At 57.9% G+C, this 19,267-nt stretch carries 14 protein-coding genes and 3 rRNA genes; 14 read left to right on the top strand and 3 right to left on the bottom strand.

The features are described from left to right. The first annotated feature begins 130 nt into the window (after positions 1-130). Genes Har1129_RS07200 through Har1129_RS07170 form a run of 7 tightly spaced genes read left to right on the top strand, consistent with a single transcriptional unit; the run spans position 131 to position 7,895 of the window. Positions 131-2,623 carry a type II/IV secretion system ATPase subunit gene (locus Har1129_RS07200; RefSeq protein ID WP_151100042.1) on the top strand — a complete coding sequence of 831 codons (2,493 nt, stop codon included), beginning with the start codon at positions 131-133 and terminating at the stop codon, positions 2,621-2,623. Beyond that, a complete protein-coding gene (locus Har1129_RS07195; RefSeq protein WP_151100041.1) occupies positions 2,620-4,656 on the top strand; it encodes a type II secretion system F family protein in 2,037 nt (678 codons plus the stop codon). Before Har1129_RS07200 ends, Har1129_RS07195 begins: the two co-directional genes overlap by 4 nt. Before the next feature lie 57 nt (positions 4,657-4,713). After that, positions 4,714-5,238: a hypothetical protein gene (locus tag Har1129_RS07190; protein ID WP_151100040.1), complete on the top strand. Its 525-nt coding sequence runs from the start codon at positions 4,714-4,716 to the stop codon at positions 5,236-5,238. Positions 5,239-5,240: 2 nt separating this feature from the next. Further along, positions 5,241-5,807, top strand: coding sequence for a hypothetical protein (locus Har1129_RS07185; protein WP_151100039.1), 567 nt, complete (start codon positions 5,241-5,243; stop codon positions 5,805-5,807). Further along, positions 5,801-6,682, top strand: coding sequence for a hypothetical protein (locus Har1129_RS07180; protein ID WP_151100038.1), 882 nt, complete (start codon positions 5,801-5,803; stop codon positions 6,680-6,682). Before Har1129_RS07185 ends, Har1129_RS07180 begins: the two co-directional genes overlap by 7 nt. After that, positions 6,679-7,143 (top strand): hypothetical protein, encoded by a 465-nt coding sequence (locus tag Har1129_RS07175; RefSeq protein ID WP_151100037.1) that lies wholly within the window; start codon positions 6,679-6,681, stop codon positions 7,141-7,143. The genes Har1129_RS07180 and Har1129_RS07175 overlap by 4 nt, the downstream gene beginning before the upstream one ends. Further along, the gene (locus Har1129_RS07170) at positions 7,140-7,895 is read left to right on the top strand and encodes a hypothetical protein (protein WP_191906128.1); all 756 of its coding nucleotides are present in this window, start codon (positions 7,140-7,142) and stop codon (positions 7,893-7,895) included. Before Har1129_RS07175 ends, Har1129_RS07170 begins: the two co-directional genes overlap by 4 nt. Before the next feature lie 163 nt (positions 7,896-8,058). Here Har1129_RS07170 and Har1129_RS07165 read toward each other — a convergent pair whose 3' ends face one another. After that, complete coding sequence (locus Har1129_RS07165; RefSeq protein WP_151098964.1) at positions 8,059-9,051, bottom strand: transposase; 993 nt, start codon at positions 9,049-9,051, stop codon at positions 8,059-8,061. Positions 9,052-9,490: 439 nt separating this feature from the next. Between Har1129_RS07165 and Har1129_RS07160 the strand changes: the two genes are divergently transcribed. The 7 genes from Har1129_RS07160 to Har1129_RS07130 all read left to right on the top strand — a co-directional run bounded on the left by Har1129_RS07160 (position 9,491) and on the right by Har1129_RS07130 (position 17,457). Next, on the top strand, positions 9,491-9,727 hold the full coding sequence (locus tag Har1129_RS07160) for a UPF0058 family protein (protein WP_151100036.1): 237 nt from the start codon (positions 9,491-9,493) through the stop codon (positions 9,725-9,727). 153 nt (positions 9,728-9,880) lie between these two features. Then, positions 9,881-10,177, top strand: coding sequence for a translation initiation factor eIF-1A (locus Har1129_RS07155; protein WP_049909223.1), 297 nt, complete (start codon positions 9,881-9,883; stop codon positions 10,175-10,177). Positions 10,178-10,805: 628 nt separating this feature from the next. Next, positions 10,806-12,277: ribosomal RNA gene (locus Har1129_RS07150) — 16S ribosomal RNA — on the top strand. 369 nt (positions 12,278-12,646) lie between these two features. Then, positions 12,647-15,577: ribosomal RNA gene (locus tag Har1129_RS07145) — 23S ribosomal RNA — on the top strand. A gap of 135 nt (positions 15,578-15,712) precedes the next feature. Then, positions 15,713-15,835, top strand: a 5S ribosomal RNA gene (gene rrf, locus Har1129_RS07140). Together the 16S, 23S and 5S rRNA genes form the textbook arrangement of a ribosomal RNA operon. Before the next feature lie 190 nt (positions 15,836-16,025). Then, positions 16,026-16,445, top strand: coding sequence for a CopG family ribbon-helix-helix protein (locus tag Har1129_RS07135; protein WP_004592383.1), 420 nt, complete (start codon positions 16,026-16,028; stop codon positions 16,443-16,445). A gap of 100 nt (positions 16,446-16,545) precedes the next feature. Further along, positions 16,546-17,457 (top strand): PLP-dependent cysteine synthase family protein, encoded by a 912-nt coding sequence (locus Har1129_RS07130; protein WP_151100035.1) that lies wholly within the window; start codon positions 16,546-16,548, stop codon positions 17,455-17,457. 31 nt (positions 17,458-17,488) lie between these two features. On the opposite strand, the gene Har1129_RS07125 is transcribed toward Har1129_RS07130, so the two are convergent. Beyond that, a complete protein-coding gene (locus tag Har1129_RS07125) occupies positions 17,489-18,043 on the bottom strand; it encodes a DUF5804 family protein (protein ID WP_151100034.1) in 555 nt (184 codons plus the stop codon). 27 nt (positions 18,044-18,070) lie between these two features. Continuing rightward, positions 18,071-19,258, bottom strand: coding sequence for a tRNA sulfurtransferase (locus Har1129_RS07120; protein ID WP_151100033.1), 1,188 nt, complete (start codon positions 19,256-19,258; stop codon positions 18,071-18,073). Positions 19,259-19,267 lie beyond the last annotated feature (9 nt).

Genomic DNA, 19,267 nt, shown 5'->3' with positions numbered 1-19,267 from the left:
CCTCGGCGAAACATTCAGTATGGTCCACTTACTACCGTAACGAGACCGTGGTACAAACAGCCGAAAACTCTTTTTCAGTGATAATTGGTGGGGGTAAAGTTTTTTCCTGCCTAACGGGAGATGAATAACAATGGCTATCGATGAGACTGGGGGAGGTGAGTCAGAGCAGGTCAACAGTGGGGGACACCTGACTGACGAGCCTGTACGGGTCGGCGAATACACATGGGATGATCTCCGCCGGGAGATACACGATGGGGGGCGGTTCGACCGGAGCGCATACCTCGGCTTCGAGCCGAGAGAACTCAGTCAGCGACTCGAAGACGCGGCGAGTGCCGGCAAAACGCTGCAAGCGCCGTTCGAAGAGTATCTTGACCCAACCACGACGCCGGTTGCGAAAGATATCTACACATGGGAGCATTTCAAACAGGAGTACTACTACGAGGACGGCAGTCTCCCCCGTGACAGTGACGGCGAAGTTATTCCCTTTGATGAGAGTGAGTATCTGAACTTCGAGCCCGAACACACGGCAAACAACCTGTCTGCCGCCGAAGACATTGCGAGTGAACTCCACGAGTATGTCGATCAAAACACCGTCGACGTGAACTCGGAACTGGACGAAGACGAATTCTTCTCGACGCGAGACGGCCACACGACGGTCGTCAACCGCTACGACCTCGAAAAAGCCGTTCCGCAGTCGAAGAAGTCTCATTTCAACGAACTGGAACGGTACTGGGTCAACAAGCCCTACGCCTGCGTCATCATCTTCCACTCTCGGAAAGAGAACGAGAAGAAGTACTACGTCATCGAGCCGTATCTCACCGATATCGAGATCGACCTTCGGGAGTTCCTCTCGGGCAAACTCAAGACAGCGATCAAGTATTCCGAGGATGACGTGATCGTTCAGGGGACCGACGCCGACCGGGCACAGGTCATCCAGCGAGAGGCCGAACAACTCCTCTCGCGGTACGACCTCTACAACGGCTCAGTCACCAGTAGCGGTGAAGAGAGCGTTCTCGGACAAGTCAAGGAACTGTTCGGACTGGACGAGGAAACACAAAGTGAAACTGCGGGACAACTCTCCGGAATTTCGACACGTCCTGAGCCGGCTATTCTCGAAGACGATGACCCGAAACTGAACGAGTATCAGGTCGAGAAGCTGCTGTACATGCTCAAGCGGGATTTCGTCGGCTACGCCCGCATCGACGGCGTCAAACATGATATCAACGTTGAGGACATCTCCTGTGACGGGTACAATTCCCGGGTGTTCGTCTATCACACCGACTACGAGCAGATAATTTCGAACGTCGAACACGGCGAAGGTGAACTCGACGACTTCGTCGTGAAACTCGCCCAGCGTTCCGGAAAGGGCATCTCGAAGCGCCAGCCACAGGTCGACGCGACGCTGCCAGACGGGTCGCGTGCTCAGTTGACACTGGGCCGAGAAGTGTCCGACCACGGGACCAACTACACTATCCGGCAGTTCAAGGACGTCCCCTTTACGCCAATTGACCTCATCAACTGGAATACCTTCTCACTGGACGAGATGGCGTTCCTCTGGCTCTGTATCGAGAACAACAAGAGCCTCATCTTCGCTGGCGGTACTGCCTCGGGGAAGACGACGAGCCTGAACGCCGTTTCACTGTTCATCCCGTCGAATTCCAAGATTGTCTCCATCGAGGACACGCGTGAGGTCGAATTGCCACAGCGGAACTGGGTGGCAAGTGTCACGCGGCCATCCTTTGGTGAAGACGACAAGGGTGATGTCGACGAGTTCGATCTGCTTGAGGCCGCACTCCGTCAGCGCCCGGACTACATCGTTATGGGTGAGATCCGTGGTGAGGAGGGCCGGACGCTGTTTCAGGTCATGTCGACGGGCCACACCACCTACACCACGTTCCACGCCGACTCCGTCGGCGAGGTCATCAAGCGGTTCACCACCGAACCGATCAACGTCTCGAAGACGCTGTTTACGGCACTCGACCTAGTGTCGATTCAGACCCAGACGCGGGTCGACGGCAACAAGGTCCGCCGGAACAAGTCCCTGACTGAAATCAACGAGTACTCCGCCGAGAACGACGAGATCAACGTTCGGGACGTGTATGAGTGGCGCGCCGAGACGGACGAGTACATTCAGATGGGGAACTCGAACACGCTCGAAGAGATCAAGTTCGACCGCGGGTGGACGCAGGATAAACTCGACGAGGAACTGTTCAAGCGAAAGGTCGTTCTCGCGTATCTCATCGAAAAGGGGCTGAACACCTACACGCAGGTCGCGGCAACCATCCAAGCCTTCATCAACGATCCCGACACCATCCTCACGCTCATCGCGAACGACCAGCTCGAACTGTCACTCGAGGACCTCCGGGAGATGGAATCTGTCAAAATCGACATCGACCCGGAGAAAGAGGAGATGGTGCCCCGGCCGGACGCGCCACCGGAAATGGTCGAGGAGACCAAGCAGGTGCTCGATAACGCCCAGCCGCTGTTTAATACCTACAAGAGCCGCGAAACGCCGGATATCGTCTCAGCGCTGATGGACGACTCCGAGGAGAGTGCTGACGAAGACAGCATCGACTTCGGCCAGTTCGTTCCAAAAGCCGGGGCGGAGGCAGATAGCGAATGAGCCTCGATACACCGAGTCAGCAACAGGTGGGCAGCGGCGGTGCGCTCGGTGACACGTTCTACCCTGCGTACCAGATGGTGTTCGACGACGAGGGGGACTTCGTCAGCAGCGTCGAGAACAAGCTCGCGGAGGCCCGGATGGCCGACAACGTTGAAATGTTCCTCGCACGCGCACTCGCGGTCGGCGTCATTGCGGGACTCGCGCTGTGGCTCGTCGGCACGTTCCTCGGGTATCTGCTGGTCCAGTTGCTGTTTGCCGGTGGAGAAGCGCCGACGCTTATCGGGATTCCAGTGTCCGAAAGCGTCTCAGAGATTCTCGCCGTACTGAAACTCCCCTTCCTCGTCATCGTGACTGGCCTCGTCTTCGGTGCCATCGGGTTTGGTATCGGGTTCGGGTCGCTGGTCTCGATTCCGTACTTCCGTGCGAGCGCGCGCGAGCGCGAGATTAATGTTCTGTTGTCCGACTCGATTTCTTTTATGTATGCGCTGTCCGTGGGCGGGCTCAATCAACTCGAAATCCTGCAGTCGATGGGGAAGGCCGAAGACACGTACGGCGAGGTCGCAAAGGAGTTCCAGTCCATCGTGCTGGAGACGGAGTATTTCGACACTGACTACCGGACCGCCGTCCGTAACCAAGCGCTCCAGACGCCGTCTGACGAACTGTCGCAGTTCCTGACTGATATGCTCTCTATCATCAACTCCGGCGGTGACATGACCTCCTTCCTTGAAGACCAGAAGGAAAAACACATGCGGACCGCCCGACAGGAACAGGAGAAGATGCTGGAGACGCTGGAGTTGTTCGGCGAGATGTACATGACGCTCTCGCTGTTCCCACTGCTTCTCATCATCATTCTGGTCATCATGTCGATGATGGGGAACGCCCAGAAGTCACTTATTTACGGCACCGTGTACGGGCTGATTCCCCTGACCGGCCTCGGTTTTCTCGTCCTCGTCTCGACTGTCACGCAGGACTCCATTGGGGACGGGTATCTGCGTTCGAGCCCCGGTGAGAAGGAGCTCGTCGTCGACGAGGGTGTCGGCGTGTTCAACCTCGGGCTCATCGAGAGCTACACGGGGACCTACAGCGTCTTCGACCGGATCAAGAGCCGGGAGGGGACCCACGAACTCCTCGCGATCCTCACACGGCCCGACCTGTTCTTCCGTGACCACCCGCTGTTGGTGCTGTGGCTGACGGTCCCGCTGTCGATTCTCGCCATCGTCGCAGCTATCGTCATCGGTTGGGCCCCGTTATCTTTGGATGGGATGATTGCAGTCCCGGTTCGCTCGACGTTTTTCTGGGTGTACGTCCCGATGTACATCAACTTCATCCCACTGATGATCTTCTACGAGTGGAACCAGCGTTCACGGAAAGCTATCATCGGGAAACTCTCCGAGAACCTCCGCAAACTTGCATCCGCCAACGACACCGGCATGACGTTGCTAGAGTCCGTCAAGGTGGTCTCGGAAACGTCCTCCGGAAAGCTCTCCGAGGAGTTCGAGACCATCCACGCAAAGGTCAACTACGGGACGAGCCTGAAAGACGCGCTCCGGGAATTTAACAACAAGTACAACGTCCCGCGACTGGCGCGGACGGTCAAGCTTATCGCGGAGGCACAGGAGGCCTCCAGCCAGATTCAGGACGTGCTCTCGACGGCCGCTCAGGCCTCGGAGAATCAGGACGACATCGAACGGGAGCGTAAATCCCGGACGCGGATGCAGACGGTCATCATCTTGATGACGTACCTGACGTTGCTGGGCGTGATGGCGTTGCTGAAGACGCAGTTCCTCGATGTGATGTCGGGGCTGGCGACGCAGGCCTCCGGGTCGAGCAGTTCGAGCGCGCCCGGTGGCGGCTTCGGGGGCAGCGTCGACACGGAGCTGCTGTCGATGCTGTTCTTCCACGCGGTGACGCTGCAGGCGCTGCTGTCGTCGTTCATCGCCGGATACATTCGGGAAGTGAAACTCGTTGCCGGCGTGAAGTTCGCCGTCGTCCTGTCGACGATTGCACTGGTGGTGTGGATCGCCGTGGGATAACAGTCTCCCCGCGGCTCGACAGTGGACGTATCAGACAGACAATAGGGTGTGTGGGACATGGATACAAGAGCACAAACACCGCAGGACTTCGCCGTGGGGGTGAGCGTCCTGCTCGTGACGATAATCGGGGTGTTAGCGTTCGTACAAGGCAGTGCGGTCGGCGTGTACGAATCCCCAGACGTACAGCGTAACCAACCAATTGCGGATAGGGCGGCGACGCATCTCGTCGAGAACTATTCCGTCAACGGGACGCGGAATCATATCCGCTACAACACGAGCGGTGGGATCAATGCGTCCCTCAACGCGGACACAGACGACCTCCGTGGTCTCAAGGAGAAAGCCGGCCTCATCGTTGCGACAGAGCGCCGTGTGAACCCACGGGTGAACGTCACGGTTGTCAACGCATCCTCGCTCAAAACAGGGACACGGAACCCGGCAGTCGATGGCCACGGACAGCGGCTCGCTTGGGGGCCGTCGGCTGACGGTCGGACGAACATCGCGACGACGTCCCGCGTGGTGAAGCTGACTAACGCAACTGGCCAGTGCGATCCGGTCTGCTGGCTCGTCGTGAGGGTGTGGTAACGATGCGTGGCCAAGCCTACACCTTGGAAGGCGTCCTCGCGGCGATTGTCGTCGTGACGGCGACCGTCTACGGCCTGTCGGCAGTCGACACCGGCCCGTTCCAGACCGGCACTCAACAGCGGATAGAGACACTGGAAACTCGCGCGAGCGACACGCTATCATTGGCAGCAGAAACCGGAGCGCTGCACAACGCGACGGCGTGTTACAGCGTTGGAACGCCGACGCTCAACGGCAATCAGACGGGCAGCTCCACTGAGTTCGAGTTGATGTTGAACCGGACTTTTGACCGCCAAGGCGACCAGTACAATCTCTACTTCAGTTACTCGGATTCGGGTGCGCGCCAGACAACTCTCGTCTCGCAAGATTCACCTGAGAATGTCGCTGAGAGACCGGCCGACGCGGCTGTCGCGACTGAAACGGTAACGCTGACTGACGATATGCCCGCTCGAATCGGTGACTGCAGCGGCACCGGCCCGTCCCTCTCGGCCGTCGACGGGTATTTCGCTCCCGATGCGGAACCGGACTCTCTCGTCTACAACGTTGTGGAGGTGCGTCTGGTCGTATGGTAGCCAACGACCGCGGACAACTGCTGTTGATCGGCGGCATCGCCGTCGCTATCGTTGTGTTCAGCACAATACTGTTTGCACATAGTCTCGCCGTCACTGACGGCATCACGACCACCGGGAGCGCCGATACTATCGAACGCTCGGCCGACCGCGAGGCCTCCGTTGAACGGGACCTCAGGCGGCTTGCAACTGAAACGCGCGGTGACGATCTCGATGGATTCGAGGAGCGATACGGACATGCGCTGCGGAACTACACGCGGACACACAACCGCGTCGTCGGGTCACGTGAAGGGACCTACCTTAATGCAACGCTGAACGAGTCGGCGTCGCTCGGGACTACAGTGAATCAGACTGACACCCCTGCGGAGAAATTCAAGAAGCCGGGTGGTGGTGGCGGAAACAAGTGGAGTCTGGTAAACGAAAGTACCCGTATAGCGGTATTCAACGTCACGTACGTTAATCTCGACGGTGGTGGGAACCCAACGACGATCGTCGTCGAGAATGAAACGGACCGATGGACCATGACACTCGCCGGGACGCCACCGGGACCGAACAAAGAGATACTGGTCAATGGCGTCACGCGATGCTCTGGGAGTGCGAATATCGACGCTGACTTGCTGGCTGGGACGTGTGAGACTCCGGGCACCAGTCAAACCTACCCGACCTTTCTCGACGAACTTGAAGGCCCATACAATATCACGATAAAACACGGCCCGCAATCACGTGTCACGTATCTATTTGCTGCCGTCGGGGACTTCTCAGACATCGATTCCAGCGAAAAAACCTCATACCCTGTCGTCCCTGCCGTCGACACCACCTATGACACCCCGTCTGCGAGCTACAACCGAACAGTACTCGTGGAGGTGGGCGACGGATGAGCCTCGACCATCTCCTGTCTGATCGCCGCGGCGTCTCGCCGGCAGTCACGCAGGCACTCACTATCGGAATCACGTCGCTACTGGTGACCGGTCTCCTCATCGGCGGGAGCCAGATGGTCGACTCACAGCGCGAACGTGTGACGGAAGAAGCTCTGGAGAATGTCGGCGACGGTATCGCGCGTGACCTGATTCGTTTAGATGCGTTCGACACTGAGACTCTCAACTCGACAGTATCGTTCCGCGCGACGTATCCCGAACGGATCGCCGATCAGTCGTACAACGTCGAGGTAGCCGCCAGTACTTCACACACGCGCGTATACGTGAATGCGTCAGGATTGGATCGCTACGCAGTCGTCCAGTTCAGAAACGAGACCAGCGTCTGTTCCTCGGTCGTATCCAGCGGTCCACTGGCAGTCTCGTACAACGCGACAGCCGACTGTATGGAGGTGACACGTGGATGAGAGCCAACCTATTCGACCGCCGCAGTCGCGACCGCGGCGTGTCCGACTTGCTCGCGTTTACGCTCACGTTCAGTATCATCATCACTGGCATTGCGCTGGTGACACTCGGTGGGCTTGGGGCGTTTGACGCCATTCAAGAGGGAGCGACAACCGACGTCGCCGAAACGTCGATGATTGGGTTTGCGGAGACCACGGACGACCACATTCAGGGCGATGCCCCGCGACGGACTACGAGTATGAAACTTCAGGGCCATGGACTCTCCATCCGCTCGTCAACACTGAATGTAACTGTTGACGGGCAGTCAACGAATATCTCGACCGGAGCGTTTGTTCGGGAGACTGATTCGGGGACTGATATCGTCTACACCAGTGGTGCTGTGTACCGGGTCCAGCAGGAAGGACTGGTCGCCTCACGGAAGCCCAGCTTTCGGTGTACCCCTAGCAGTGACAGTGCATATCTCTCTGTCCTTTCGCTTGACGGACAGACGGATTTCTCGTCGTCTGGCCGTGTCACAATCGAGACTACCATCCAGAACAAGACGCTTATTTCGCCACAGGCTGGCAAGTCACCATCCGCGACAACCGTCTCCGTCAATGTTTCGGAGACTGCGTACCCGGATGCGTGGCACCGTCTGTTTGAGCAGGAACTGTCGAACTGGTCGGATCACTCGGAACCGCATACATACCAGTGTACTGGTATTAGCCGCGCTGTCGTCCACAATACGACGGTCAGCATCCGTACTGTCTCTTAACCGCCCTGTCTGCAGTGTCTATACCTGCCGCTGTAGAGTTCAATCCTGAACGGTGAGAAAGCCGTTATGCAGCAGTCATCAGCGCCGCGATGAATGACCACTCTGTCCCGCTGTTTGCTTCCTCTTGTTTTGCCATAGCTGCGAGGGTGTCATAGAACTCTTGTCACACCGTGATGATCGTGCTTCCCGGATTGTCTCCGCGTTCGTAGTTGGTGATAGCGACGACGAGGCGAAGGCACAGAGCAAGAAACACCTGCGATCGTGCGTGGACGCGGCCTCGGGCGTGCGTTCGCCCGAGGCCGCAGTCCTTCACTGATTCGTTGGTTCGTTCGACGCCAGTACGGCGGTTGTACGTCTCGTCTAGGATTGATTGCTTCAGCTGGACGCCCTCACTGTGTTCCTCGATGCGGTCTTCGATCCTGTACTCGATGTCTTTCGGGTCATCAGTGTTTCGCGCGTTGTACGGAGCGACTGGCACGACCCCTGCGGTCAGCAGGTGGTCGTGCCAGTCGAGCGTGTCGTAGGCGCTGTCACCAACCATCCAGATTGGTTGCTCAACGGCGAGCGCGTCACGTGTGACGCGCATCGCCGTCTCTTCCGGTGCTTGTTTGCTCTCGGTGAACTCGGCTGCAATCGGGATCTTTTGCCCGGTCGAGACGATCGTGCAACCGTAGCCGTAGTAGTACTCGTCGTCGGTTGGATCGTAGCACTTCGACGCGTCTGGATCGGTGGGCATCGCCCTCACGTCGGTTGAATCGATACAGTAGGTCAAGTCGAGCAGGCCGCGTCGGGCGGCCTGCTCGACGAGTCGGTCAAAGACCTCGTTGACGACGTGTTCGAGGTCGGTGAGAAAGCGATCGACCGCGTCTCTCGACGGCGGTCGATCGAAGCCACAGCTCAGCCAAACAACCGTGTTCCGAAGCTCCCGCTCAACCGGACGAATGCCGTAAATGTCCTTGTAGTAGCAGTGGAGAAAGCCACGCATCAGCTCTGGTGGTTCGTGGTCTCGTGTTCGCCCCGTCTTTGCCGGGGCGAACACGTCGAACCCTTCGAGAAACTCGAAGGAGAGGTGCTCAAACAACGCTAACGTTTCCGTCTCCACGACATTGAAGAACGACTCTACCGAAGGATCATCTTGCAGGGTCGCTGGACTCATCCACCTCAGCGTTCACCCTGCTCTTTGGTGTGCTACTCGTTCTATGACACCCTCATAGCTGCAGTTTTGTCTCGTGGGTGTTTCCAGTTCATCACGGTCATAGGTATGTGCTCAGCAGGTATGAAGTATCCGAAAACTAATATATTGTCGTGGTCTTTCATGATTGAGAGCGTTTCGCAGGTCAGTAACCCGCTAAATTCCTTCTGGGCATTCGTGATTTATTACTGTCATGACTACCGTCTCTAACTCGTTTAATAGTATAGCGCACAAACCGAATATTACGGACTGTCGGCGAAACTCTGGATAAAAGCGATTATACGCCCGGAATCGGCTCTATATCTGCATGTGAGATTGGGTCGGGTTGTCTCTGTGCGGGAGGTATGTGTGAGTGGTTAGCAAGGTAGTACTATTACCCTCCACTCCATAAGATTGGATACTAATGAAGAAGCAAGAACTCATTCACCTTCACAGTCTTCTCGCACAGGTACAACACCACTACGAGCACGAAGCAGACACAAGCGTCGAGCACGATTTGTACGCTGATCTCGGTGTTAAACCGACATCGATCCACAAATCGAAGACAGACCACAAGGAAGCGGTGTTTGCGCTTGCTTCCGGACTGACGGAGACGATGGCCGAAGAAGCCGACGAGCCACAGGCCCTGACTGCTGACTGACCTGACGTACTGTCCTCAGTCCGTTTTCATCGTTTCACTGTTCCCGGTAGCTACTGGTCCGCTCCTGCTGTGGCACGGCCGCTGTGTTGGCCGCATGGTACACGCTATCTCGCCTCTCAAACGACTTATACGGGAGGCGACCGTATTTATGTTGTGAGCGACGATTCAGGGCGGCGGAATCTCCGCATGCCTACAAACGACGAGATGTTTGCAGTGGTAACAGAACACCTTGGCGGAAACCACGTCCGCATCCGCTGTGAGGACGGCGAAACCCGTCTTGGCCGGATCCCGGGCCGGATGAAGTTCCGAACTTGGATTAACGAGGACGATATCGTTCTCGCTGAACCGTGGGACTGGCAAGACGAGAAGGCCAACATCGAATGGCGCTACAAGGGGCAGGATGCCGACCAGCTCCGTTCGGAAGGCCACATTGACTCGCTGACCGCCTAATTTTACCACTGTACCGCGTCCTGGTTCACAACGACCTGAGATAGCTCTCTGGCGAAATCTATCGTACCCCGGATCGGTTCTGACAGACCCAGCGTAGCGACTGCGTTCTCACCATCGTTCTCGGTACGCCATGGCTGTGAACCGATGAGTTTGTACTCCTACTTATTGATATATAATGGATGAGCGGGTTTCCACCGAATAGCCGTATGACAGAAAGCAAATACAAGTACCCGTTGGATCGTCTACATACCGATGCTGTCTGGCGGTTATGCATGTCACGCAATCACGTTACGTATGCGTCGTGTGTGTTCTACACAGGGCAAGTGTGAGACGATTCATTTATATGTTCCCCCGTCTTCTGAATTAATGCGAAGGTCGCACCGGGCAGCGAGCCCGGGTCGACACGCTCGGGTGGCCACCTAGGTCGGCCGAGTTACGAGAAATTCTCGTCTTCCCTTCTGGGGTTGGCGAGATTTCATCCCATGAGGATTCCACCCCTGCGGTCCGCCGTCAAGATGGAATCTGATGTGAGCCCACGGACCCATGCAGTAGTCAACACTGGTGTAGGAACCAGTGTGTTAGCTTCCGACGGAGTGCAACCACTTCCGCCGCTGATGTATATCAGCACATTCCGGTTGATCCTGCCGGAGGCCATTGCTATCGGAGTCCGATTTAGCCATGCTAGTTGCACGAGTTTAGACTCGTAGCATATAGCTCAGTAACACGTGGCCAAACTACCCTACAGACCGCGATAACCTCGGGAAACTGAGGCCAATAGCGGATATTACTCTCAGGCTGGAGTGCCGAGAGTGAGAAACGTTCCGGCGCTGTAGGATGTGGCTGCGGCCGATTAGGTAGATGGTGGGGTAACGGCCCACCATGCCGATAATCGGTACAGGTTGTGAGAGCAAGAGCCTGGAGACGGTATCTGAGACAAGATACCGGGCCCTACGGGGCGCAGCAGGCGCGAAACCTTTACACTGCACGACAGTGCGATAGGGGGACTCCGAGTGTGAGGGCATATAGCCCTCGCTTTTCTGAACCGTAAGGTGGTTCAGGAACAAGGACTGGGCAAGACCGGTGCCAGCCGCCGCGGTAATACCGGCAGTCCAAGTGATGGCCGATATTATTGGGCCTAAAGCGTCCGTAGCTTGCTGTGTAAGTCCATTGGGAAATCGACCAGCTCAACTGGTCGGCGTCCGGTGGAAACTACACAGCTTGGGGCCGAGAGACTCAACGGGTACGTCCGGGGTAGGAGTGAAATCCTGTAATCCTGGACGGACCACCAATGGGGAAACCACGTTGAGAGACCGGACCCGACAGTGAGGGACGAAAGCCAGGGTCTCGAACCGGATTAGATACCCGGGTAGTCCTGGCTGTAAACAATGCTCGCTAGGTATGTCACGCGCCATGAGCACGTGATGTGCCGTAGTGAAGACGATAAGCGAGCCGCCTGGGAAGTACGTCCGCAAGGATGAAACTTAAAGGAATTGGCGGGGGAGCACCACAACCGGAGGAGCCTGCGGTTTAATTGGACTCAACGCCGGACATCTCACCGGTCCCGACAGTAGTAATGACAGTCAGGTTGACGACTTTACTCGACGCTACTGAGAGGAGGTGCATGGCCGCCGTCAGCTCGTACCGTGAGGCGTCCTGTTAAGTCAGGCAACGAGCGAGACCCACACTTCTAGTTGCCAGCAACACCCCTGCGGTGGTTGGGTACACTAGGAGGACTGCCATTGCTAAAATGGAGGAAGGAATGGGCAACGGTAGGTCAGTATGCCCCGAATGGACCGGGCAACACGCGGGCTACAATGGCTATGACAGTGGGATGCGACGCCGAGAGGCGGAGCTAATCTCCAAACGTAGTCGTAGTTCGGATTGCGGGCTGAAACCCGCCCGCATGAAGCTGGATTCGGTAGTAATCGCGTGTCAGAAGCGCGCGGTGAATACGTCCCTGCTCCTTGCACACACCGCCCGTCAAAGCACCCGAGTGGGGTCCGGATGAGGCCGTCATGCGACGGTCGAATCTGGGCTCCGCAAGGGGGCTTAAGTCGTAACAAGGTAGCCGTAGAGGAATCTGCGGCTGGATCACCTCCTACTGACCGGGATCAGGGCTTTGCCCTGACCCACCTACATTGACTGGTGACCACAAGTCACCGCGAGTCGGCAAGCGCCGACTACTGCATGGGCCCGCTGGGCTCACACGACCTATCCGAGGCGGATATCCCTTCACGGGGATGTCGGGTGCAACTCCCGACGGGTCCGTACTTCGTACCGCCTCCGAATCCGTCCCCTTAAGTGTGGGACGGCGTTCGAGTGTGGTACGACGACAGATGCACCAAGCCGGGTGAAACCGCGCTTGGGAAGGGTCGATTCGCCCACCATCTCCACCTTGGGGGCGAGAATGAAACCGTGTGTACGTGCGATCCAGGCGTCCACTGGACTCGTTCAGTTGAACGAGTCACAACGACGTTGGCTACTATGCCAGCTGGTGGATTGCTCGGCTCAGGCGCTGATGAAGGACGTGCCAAGCTGCGATAAGCCATGGGGAGCCGCACGGAGGCGAAGAACCATGGATTTCCGAATGAGAATCTCTCTAACAATTGCTTCGCGCAATGAGGAACCCCGAGAACTGAAACATCTCAGTATCGGGAGGAAAAGAAAACGCAATGTGATGTCGTCAGTAACCGCGAGTGAACGCGATACAGCCCAAACCGAAGCCCTCACGGGCAATGTGGTGTCAGGGCTACCTCTCATCAGCCGACCGTCTCGAGGAAGTCTCTTGGAACAGAGCGTGATACAGGGTGACAACCCCGTACTTGAGACCAGTAGGCTGTGCGGTAGTGCCAGAGTAGCGGGGGTTGGATATCCCTCGCGAATAACGCAGGCATCGACTGCGAAGGCTAAACACAACCTGAGACCGATAGTGAACAAGTAGTGTGAACGAACGCTGCAAAGTACCCTCAGAAGGGAGGCGAAATAGAGCATGAAATCAGTTGGCGATCGAGCGACAGGGCATACAAGGTCCTGTAACGAATGAGCGAGACGCGAGTCTCTAGTAAGACTTACAGGAAGCCGATGTTCTGTCGTACGTTTTGAAAAACGAGCCAGGGAGTGTGTCTGTATGGCAAGTCTAACCGGAGTATCCGGGGAGGCACAGGGAAACCGACATGGCCGCAGGGCTTTGCCCGAGGGCCGCCGTCTTCAAGGGCGGGGAGCCATGTGGACACGACCCGAATCCGGACGATCTACGCATGGACAAGATGAAGCGTGCCGAAAGGCACGTGGAAGTCTGTTAGAGTTGGTGTCCTACAATACCCTCTCGTGATCTATGTGTAGGGGTGAAAGGCCCATCGAGTCCGGCAACAGCTGGTTCCAATCGAAACATGTCGAAGCATGACCTCCGCCGAGGTAGTCTGTGGGGTAGAGCGACCGATTGGTGTGTCCGCCTCCGAGAGGAGTCGGCACACCTGTCAAACTCCAAACCTACAGACGCTGTTTGACGCGGGGATTCCGGTGCGCGGGGTAAGCCTGTGTACCAGGAGGGGAACAACCCAGAGATAGGTTAAGGTCCCCAAGTGTGGATTAAGTGTAATCCTCTGAAGGTGGTCTCGAGCCCTAGACAGCCGGGAGGTGAGCTTAGAAGCAGCTACCCTCTAAGAAAAGCGTAACAGCTTACCGGCCGAGGTTTGAGGCGCCCAAAATGATCGGGACTCAAATCCACCACCGAGACCTGTCCGTACCACTGATACTGGTAATCGAGTAGATTGGCGCTCCAATTGGGTGGAAGCAGGGATGAGAATTCCTGTGGACCGATTGGTGACGAAAATCCTGGCCATAGTAGCAGCGATAGTCGGGTGAGAACCCCGACGGCCTAATGGATAAGGGTTCCTCAGCACTGCTGATCAGCTGAGGGTTAGCCGGTCCTAAGTCATACCGCAACTCGACTATGACGAAATGGGAAACGGGTTAATATTCCCGTGCCATCATGCAGTGAAAGTCGACGCCCTGGGGTCGATCACGCCGGGCTTTCGCCCGGTCGAACCGTCAAACTCCGTGGAAACCGTAATGGTACGAAGCGGACGAACGGCGGCATAGGGAAACGTGATTCAACCTGGGGCCCATGAAAAGACGAGCATGATGTCCGTACCGAGAACCGACACAGGTGTCCATGGCGGCGAAAGCCAAGGCCTGTCGGGAGCAACCAACGTTAGGGAATTCGGCAAGTTAGTCCCGTACCTTCGGAAGAAGGGATGCCTGCTCCGGAACGGAGCAGGTCGCAGTGACTCGGAAGCTCGGACTGTCTAGTAACAACATAGGTGACCGCAAATCCGCAAGGACTCGTACGGTCACTGAATCCTGCCCAGTGCAGGTATCTGAACACCTCGTACAAGAGGACGAAGGACCTGTCAACGGCGGGGGTAACTATGACCCTCTTAAGGTAGCGTAGTACCTTGCCGCATCAGTAGCGGCTTGCATGAATGGATTAACCAGAGCTTCACTGTCCCAACGTTGGGCCCGGTGAACTGTACATTCCAGTGCGGAGTCTGGAGACACCCAGGGGGAAGCGAAGACCCTATGGAGCTTTACTGCAGGCTGTCGCTGAGACGTGGTCGCCGATGTGCAGCATAGGTAGGAGACATTACACAGGTACCCGCGCTAGCGGGCCACCGAGTCAACAGTGAAATACTACCCGTCGGTGACTGCGACTCTCACTCCGGGAGGAGGACACCGATAGCCGGGCAGTTTGACTGGGGCGGTACGCGCTCGAAAAGATATCGAGCGCGCCCTATGGCTATCTCAGCCGGGACAGAGACCCGGCGAAGAGTGCAAGAGCAAAAGATAGCTTGACAGTGTTCTTCCCAACGAGGAACGCTGACGCGAAAGCGTGGTCTAGCGAACCAATTAGCCTGCTTGATGCGGGCAATTGATGACAGAAAAGCTACCCTAGGGATAACAGAGTCGTCACTCGCAAGAGCACATATCGACCGAGTGGCTTGCTACCTCGATGTCGGTTCCCTCCATCCTGCCCGTGCAGAAGCGGGCAAGGGTGAGGTTGTTCGCCTATTAAAGGAGGTCGTGAGCTGGGTTTAGACCGTCGTGAGACAGGTCGGCTGCTATCTACTGGGTGTGTAATGGTGTCTGACAAGAACGACCGTATAGTACGAGAGGAACTACGGTTGGTGGCCACTGGTGTACCGGTTGTTCGAGAGAGCACGTGCCGGGTAGCCACGCCACACGGGGTAAGAGCTGAACGCATCTAAGCTCGAAACCCACTTGGAAAAGAGACACCGCAGAGGTCCCGCGTACAAGACGCGGTCGATAGACTCGGGGTGTGCGCGTCGAGGTAACGAGACGTTAAGCCCACGAGCACTAACAGACCAAAGCCATCATTCATACGCACTGTGACTCATTCACCGACGATTTAACTCGTCGCTGAACGAGTCCAGGCGCAAACTGGATCGCACGTAATCACACGGTGGAGAGTTGATCGAGACTGGTACTTTCGCGGTTCGACTCCGCGACTCGACGTTAGGCGGCCACAGCGGTGGGGTTGCCTCCCGTACCCATCCCGAACACGGAAGATAAGCCCACCAGCGTTCCGGGGAGTACTGGAGTGCGCGAGCCTCTGGGAAACGCGGTTCGCCGCCACCATTCATACCTATCATAGCTCACTCAGGAGAGTCATCTCTCCCGAGTGGGCTTTCTGTATTCACACAGAGCGACAGTTCTCAACGAGCTAGTCACACAGGAGACACGAGCCAGCGGCAGTATTAGCCGCGGTCGCTCCGGTATCTGCTAGCGGATATGAACTATTAATACTCCAACGGCGCCGAGTTAATACATGGGCGTTGTAAGTATCTCGATGCCGGATGAACTGGAAGAGCGAATCGACACGTTCGCCGACGAACACGGGTACACGGGTCGCAGTGAGGTTGTACGGGAAGCGGTCCGGAATCTGATGGGGGAGTTCGAGGACAAGCGACTGGAGGACCGCGAATTGATGGCCATCGTCACAGTGCTGTTCGACTACGAGACGACGACCGTCGAGGAGAAGATGATGCATCTCCGCCACGATCACGAGTCTATCGTCGCGTCGAACTTCCACAGCCACGTCGGCGACCGGTACTGCATGGAACTGTTCGTGCTGGAGGGCCAACTGGAGGACATCTCAGCGTTCGTCGGCAAAGTTCGAGCCACGAAGGACACGCTGTCGGTGGATTACTCGGTGCTGCCGGTCGACGACATCAACATGTTCTCATGAAACGGCGTCGACGGCGGAAAACCCTGCCGCGTGTCGGGAGTCCACGAACCGTTTGGGACCTTCAGTAGGCGTTTAAGTCGGGCCCACGTAGCCGACGGCGATGAAAGACTCTATTCTCGATACGATCGGGTCCCCGCTGGTGTCGGTTCGCGCGCCGGAAGGGGCGACGGTCGCAGCGAAGATCGAGTCGTTCAACCCTGGTGGGTCTGCCAAGGACCGACCGGCGAAGTACATGATCGACGACGCCGAGCGAAACGGATCGCTCGAACCGGGAGATACGCTCGTCGAACCGACGAGTGGGAACACCGGCATCGGAATGGCGATGGTCGGGGCGACGAAAGGGTACGATGTGGTACTGGTGATGCCATCCTCGAAGTCGCCCGAGCGCCGCCAGATAATGAAGGGATACGGTGCAGAGATCGAACTGGTCGAGGGCGATATTTCTGACGCGAAAGAGCGCGCGGACGAGCTGTGCGACCGTGACGACTACGTCCAGCTGCGGCAGTTCGAGAACCCAGCGAACCCGAAGGCACACTACGAGACGACGGGGCAGGAGATACGCGAACAGGTGGGCGACCGGACTGTCGACGCGCTGGTCGCGGGCGTCGGTACCGGTGGCACACTCACCGGGACCGGCCGTCGGCTGCGTGAGGCGTTCCCTGAGATGGATATTGTCGCGGTCGAACCGGCGGACAACGCCGTCCTTTCCGGGATGGAACCGGGCACTGGCGAGGACAGCTTCCAAGGGATGGGGCCGGGGTTCGTCAGCGACAATCTGGATACCGACCTGCTGGACGACGTGCTGACGGTCGAGCTCTCGGATGCGGAAGACGAGTGCCGTCGACTCGCTCACGAGGAGGGCATCCTCGTCGGCCAGTCCTCTGGCGCGTCGAACCTCGCTGCGCGCGAGGTAGCTGAGCGCCTCGTCGCGGACGGCGTCGAGGACCCGCTTGTTGTCACAGTCTACTGGGACAGCGGCGAGCGGTATATGTCGACCGGAATGTTCGACTGATACAGACTGTTCTGGGCGCGGCGTAACCGAATCAGGCGCCGAACTCCGATTCAGTTACTCTGACGATGAGCGTGTCGTCTACTTCCTGAAGGTCGTACTCCGGAATAGTGTCGCCGGTCCGGGTCAGCAACATCGGGTCGACAAGTTCCGGTGGGCTGTCAGCTTCCATCGTCGCGCCCGGTCCGGGTTCAGATGTGGGTTCTGTGGCCGCTTCCGGCACGTCATCGTCGGTAGCGTCGCTGGTATCGTCTGGTTCGACAATGCCGTACACCGTGAGAAACCGACCGGTATCCTCGGGAGCAACGTCGTCGTCCCGGATCGCCGCGGCGAGGTCCCGCGAAAGCCACTCCGTCTCACTAATCGATGGGTCACGGATGAACGCGGTGTCGGCGAAGCGGACGAGATACCAGTTCAGGTCGTTCAGCAGCGCCACCGCCGCGCCGAGGCTCACAGTGTCGACGGCGATGGTGTTTTCGAATGGCTCCTGCAGGTCGTAGGTTGCGAGTGCGTTCCGTGCGGTCTCGCGAGAGAGAAGTTCGTACCGGAGATTCACGTCCTCGCTCCCGACGAGACAGACCTGCGTCATGGCTCAACCCTGACCCGCCCCGGAAATTTAGCTTTCGATGGGGACGACGACGCGGTCTTGGGCACAGGCTTCGGCGCGCTCAAACAGATCATCGGGTTCGGCCGCCCGAACTGCTTCCAGCGAGGCATTAGTTTCCGGATGTGATGGCGCGACACGGTTGCAACCGGTGTCGATTGTCGAGTCCTCGAAGGTCCCGATGGTTCGCGCGTGATTGGTTATCTCGGACTTATCGACGGTGAGGTTCGGGCGGTACACCGGAAGCGTGGCCGCGGCATCCGTGACCGCGATGTTGGCGCTCGTTTGGCTGGACTTCTGCCCGATAGCTTCGCCGGTGACGATGCCGACGGCGTCCCGGTCCCGCGCGATAGCCTCGGCGGTTGCAAGCATGAATCGGCGGAGGACGAGCATTCGGAGCGACCCGAGGTTCTGAGACAGGTCGGCGACGATGTCACCGGCGTCGATCACAGTAAGCGACAAGTCGTGCCCAGACGCGTACGAGGCGAGCGTTTCGACAGTCGAGACGGCTCGCGCCCGGTGGTCGGAGCCGCCGTAGTCACCGAGGTCGACGTAGACGGGGAGTACGGGCGCACCCCGCTTCATCACCTTCCAAGCGGCGACGGGCGAGTCGATACCCCCGCTGACGAGGGCGACGACGGGCCGCTGGGTTCCGAGCGGGAGTCCGCCCGGGCCCGGGCGTTTCTCACAAAAGACGTACGCCTCGTCAGCTCGACATTCGACGAACAGTTCGAAATCAGGGTTATCGAGGTCGACGGCGGGCTCGCCGCCCAACTCCTCGATTGCCTCCCAGACAGCGGTCCCGCCGTCGGATTCGATATCCGTGCTCGAAAAGGGGTGTGCTTCCGCCGGCCCAGCCCGCCGAGCGTCGACAGCGAAGGCGCCGCCGTCGTACTGTTCTCGCGCGGTCGCGGCCAGTGCCGTTTCGATTGCAGACAGCGTCGGTTCGACGGTCGCGACTGCCGAGGCGGAGGTGACGCCGAACGTGTCGGCAGCGGCCGCGGTCACGCCCTCTGGGTGGTCAGTGTGGATGAACAGTCGGTTCCGGTGCTGTTCGATGTTTCCCGATAGGTCCCGCGCGTCGAGCATCGCGCGGAGGTTGTCAGCCAACTGCTGCTCCATCTTCCGGCGGACTTGGTCGCTCTTGACGCCGAGCTCGCCGTGGCGGACGAGCACGCTATCGGCGTCTGGTGGATGCATACCCGCGAA

The sequence above is a fragment of the Haloarcula sp. CBA1129 genome (genome assembly GCF_008729015.1).
Classification (GTDB): Archaea; Halobacteriota; Halobacteria; order Halobacteriales; family Haloarculaceae; genus Haloarcula.
Note: the sequence above shows the minus strand (reverse complement) of the source record. Positions and strands in the feature narration are given on the sequence as shown.

What these genes read in the sequence shown, in the direction of transcription:
- Har1129_RS07200 (WP_151100042.1), top strand. Translation starts at nt 131, where the DNA reads ATGGCTATCGATGAGACTGGGGGAGGTGAGTCAGAGCAGGTCAACAGT.
- Har1129_RS07195 (WP_151100041.1), top strand. Translation starts at nt 2,620, where the DNA reads ATGAGCCTCGATACACCGAGTCAGCAACAGGTGGGCAGCGGCGGTGCG.
- Har1129_RS07190 (WP_151100040.1), top strand. Translation starts at nt 4,714, where the DNA reads ATGGATACAAGAGCACAAACACCGCAGGACTTCGCCGTGGGGGTGAGC.
- Har1129_RS07185 (WP_151100039.1), top strand. Translation starts at nt 5,241, where the DNA reads ATGCGTGGCCAAGCCTACACCTTGGAAGGCGTCCTCGCGGCGATTGTC.
- Har1129_RS07180 (WP_151100038.1), top strand. Translation starts at nt 5,801, where the DNA reads ATGGTAGCCAACGACCGCGGACAACTGCTGTTGATCGGCGGCATCGCC.
- Har1129_RS07175 (WP_151100037.1), top strand. Translation starts at nt 6,679, where the DNA reads ATGAGCCTCGACCATCTCCTGTCTGATCGCCGCGGCGTCTCGCCGGCA.
- Har1129_RS07170 (WP_191906128.1), top strand. Translation starts at nt 7,140, where the DNA reads ATGAGAGCCAACCTATTCGACCGCCGCAGTCGCGACCGCGGCGTGTCC.
- Har1129_RS07165 (WP_151098964.1), bottom strand. Translation starts at nt 9,051, where the DNA reads ATGAGTCCAGCGACCCTGCAAGATGATCCTTCGGTAGAGTCGTTCTTC.
- Har1129_RS07160 (WP_151100036.1), top strand. Translation starts at nt 9,491, where the DNA reads ATGAAGAAGCAAGAACTCATTCACCTTCACAGTCTTCTCGCACAGGTA.
- Har1129_RS07135 (WP_004592383.1), top strand. Translation starts at nt 16,026, where the DNA reads ATGGGCGTTGTAAGTATCTCGATGCCGGATGAACTGGAAGAGCGAATC.
- Har1129_RS07130 (WP_151100035.1), top strand. Translation starts at nt 16,546, where the DNA reads ATGAAAGACTCTATTCTCGATACGATCGGGTCCCCGCTGGTGTCGGTT.
- Har1129_RS07125 (WP_151100034.1), bottom strand. Translation starts at nt 18,043, where the DNA reads ATGACGCAGGTCTGTCTCGTCGGGAGCGAGGACGTGAATCTCCGGTAC.
- Har1129_RS07120 (WP_151100033.1), bottom strand. Translation starts at nt 19,258, where the DNA reads ATGCATCCACCAGACGCCGATAGCGTGCTCGTCCGCCACGGCGAGCTC.